Origin of the sequence: Klebsiella sp. D-Nf1 (genome assembly GCF_002810515.1) — a bacterium.
GTDB lineage: Bacteria > Pseudomonadota > Gammaproteobacteria > Enterobacterales > Enterobacteriaceae > Klebsiella > Klebsiella variicola.
In genome coordinates, this window is sequence record NZ_PIOK01000020.1 from 1 (window position 1) to 2,815 (window position 2,815).

At 53.0% G+C, this 2,815-nt stretch carries 1 rRNA gene; it reads right to left on the reverse strand.

The features are described from left to right. A 23S ribosomal RNA gene (locus CWM54_RS27750) occupies positions 1-2,798 on the reverse strand; the annotation flags it as partial. Positions 2,799-2,815: the final 17 nt, after the last annotated feature.

Genomic DNA, 2,815 nt, shown 5'->3' on the forward strand with positions numbered 1-2,815 from the left:
AGTCTCAGGGAGAACTCATCTCGGGGCAAGTTTCGTGCTTAGATGCTTTCAGCACTTATCTCTTCCGCATTTAGCTACCGGGCAATGCCATTGGCATGACAACCCGAACACCAGTGATGCGTCCACTCCGGTCCTCTCGTACTAGGAGCAGCCCCCCTCAATTCTCCAGCGCCCACGGCAGATAGGGACCGAACTGTCTCACGACGTTCTAAACCCAGCTCGCGTACCACTTTAAATGGCGAACAGCCATACCCTTGGGACCTACTTCAGCCCCAGGATGTGATGAGCCGACATCGAGGTGCCAAACACCGCCGTCGATATGAACTCTTGGGCGGTATCAGCCTGTTATCCCCGGAGTACCTTTTATCCGTTGAGCGATGGCCCTTCCATTCAGAACCACCGGATCACTATGACCTGCTTTCGCACCTGCTCGCGCCGTCACGCTCGCAGTCAAGCTAGCTTATGCCATTGCACTAACCTCCTGATGTCCGACCAGGATTAGCTAACCTTCGTGCTCCTCCGTTACTCTTTGGGAGGAGACCGCCCCAGTCAAACTACCCACCAGACACTGTCCGCAACCCCGATTAGGGGTCTACGTTAGAACATCAAACATTAAAGGGTGGTATTTCAAGGTTGGCTCCACGCAGACTGGCGTCCACGCTTCAAAGCCTCCCACCTATCCTACACATCAAGGCTCAATGTTCAGTGTCAAGCTATAGTAAAGGTTCACGGGGTCTTTCCGTCTTGCCGCGGGTACACTGCATCTTCACAGCGAGTTCAATTTCACTGAGTCTCGGGTGGAGACAGCCTGGCCATCATTACGCCATTCGTGCAGGTCGGAACTTACCCGACAAGGAATTTCGCTACCTTAGGACCGTTATAGTTACGGCCGCCGTTTACCGGGGCTTCGATCAAGAGCTTCTCCTTACGGATAACCCCATCAATTAACCTTCCGGCACCGGGCAGGCGTCACACCGTATACGTCCACTTTCGTGTTTGCACAGTGCTGTGTTTTTAATAAACAGTTGCAGCCAGCTGGTATCTTCGACTGGTCTCAGCTCCATCCGCAGGGACTTCACCTACACACCAGCGTGCCTTCTCCCGAAGTTACGGCACCATTTTGCCTAGTTCCTTCACCCGAGTTCTCTCAAGCGCCTTGGTATTCTCTACCTGACCACCTGTGTCGGTTTGGGGTACGATTTAATGTTACCTGATGCTTAGAGGCTTTTCCTGGAAGCAGGGCATTTGTTACTTCAGCACCGTAGTGCCTCGTCATCACACCTCAGCGTTAAAAGGTACCGGATTTACCTGGAACCTCCGCCTACATGCTTAAACCGGGACAACCGTCGCCCGGCTAACATAGCCTTCTCCGTCCCCCCTTCGCAGTAACACCAAGTACAGGAATATTAACCTGTTTCCCATCGACTACGCCTTTCGGCCTCGCCTTAGGGGTCGACTCACCCTGCCCCGATTAACGTTGGACAGGAACCCTTGGTCTTCCGGCGAGCGGGCTTTTCACCCGCTTTATCGTTACTTATGTCAGCATTCGCACTTCTGATACCTCCAGCAGCCCTCACAGGCCACCTTCGCAGGCTTACAGAACGCTCCCCTACCCAACAACACATAGTGTCGCTGCCGCAGCTTCGGTGCATGGTTTAGCCCCGTTACATCTTCCGCGCAGGCCGACTCGACCAGTGAGCTATTACGCTTTCTTTAAATGATGGCTGCTTCTAAGCCAACATCCTGGCTGTCTGTGCCTTCCCACATCGTTTCCCACTTAACCATGACTTTGGGACCTTAGCTGGCGGTCTGGGTTGTTTCCCTCTTCACGACGGACGTTAGCACCCGCCGTGTGTCTCCCGTGATAACATTCTTCGGTATTCGTAGTTTGCATCGGGTTGGTAAGTCGGGATGACCCCCTAGCCGAAACAGTGCTCTACCCCCGAAGATGAGTTCACGAGGCGCTACCTAAATAGCTTTCGGGGAGAACCAGCTATCTCCCGGTTTGATTGGCCTTTCACCCCCAGCCACAAGTCATCCGCTAATTTTTCAACATTAGTCGGTTCGGTCCTCCAGTTAGTGTTACCCAACCTTCAACCTGCCCATGGCTAGATCACCGGGTTTCGGGTCTATACCCTGCAACTTAACGCCCAGTTAAGACTCGGTTTCCCTGCGGCTCCCCTATACGGTTAACCTTGCTACAGAATATAAGTCGCTGACCCATTATACAAAAGGTACGCAGTCACACCCTAAAGGGTGCTCCCACTGCTTGTACGTACACGGTTTCAGGTTCTTTTTCACTCCCCTCGCCGGGGTTCTTTTCGCCTTTCCCTCACGGTACTGGTTCACTATCGGTCAGTCAGGAGTATTTAGCCTTGGAGGATGGTCCCCCCATATTCAGACAGGATACCACGTGTCCCGCCCTACTCTTCGAGTTCACAACCTGTGCATTTTGGTGTACGGGACTATCACCCTGTACCGTCGGACTTTCCAGACCGTTCCACTAACACACAAGCTGATTCAGACTCTGGGCTGCTCCCCGTTCGCTCGCCGCTACTGGGGGAATCTCGGTTGATTTCTTTTCCTCGGGGTACTTAGATGTTTCAGTTCCCCCGGTTCGCCTCGTTAACCTATGTATTCAGTTAACGATAGTGCAACGAATTGCACTGGGTTTCCCCATTCGGACATCGCCGGTTATAACGGTTCATATCACCTTACCGACGCTTTTCGCAGATTAGCACGTCCTTCATCGCCTCTGACTGCCAGGGCATCCACCGTGTACGCTTAGTCGCTTAACCTCACAACCCGAAGATGT